General features: G+C 61.3%; 1 protein-coding gene. It reads left to right on the forward strand.

The window, feature by feature from the left end; all coding sequences use genetic code 11:
- Positions 1-238, forward strand: a 238-nt coding sequence (locus tag GO988_RS23980; protein WP_198173038.1) for a PKD domain-containing protein, incomplete at both ends; no start/stop codon positions are given.

The raw sequence follows: 238 nt of genomic DNA on the forward strand, positions 1-238 counted from the left end.
GAATACGACTACCTTGGCCGGGTCGGGTACGGATGCGGACGGCACCATCAGTTCCTACACCTGGAGCCAGGTGAGTGGGCCCAATACGGCCACGTTCAGCAGCAAAACCGTGGCTGTGCCCACTCTGAGTGCGCTGGTAGCAGGTAGCTACGTGTTCAGCCTCATCGTTACCGACAACTTGGGCTTAGCCAGCGCCGCAGCCCAAGTAACGGTGACCGTGTCGCCGGCCGCCAACCAA

The sequence above is a fragment of the Hymenobacter ginkgonis genome (genome assembly GCF_009755225.1).
Classification (GTDB): Bacteria; Bacteroidota; Bacteroidia; order Cytophagales; family Hymenobacteraceae; genus Hymenobacter; species Hymenobacter ginkgonis.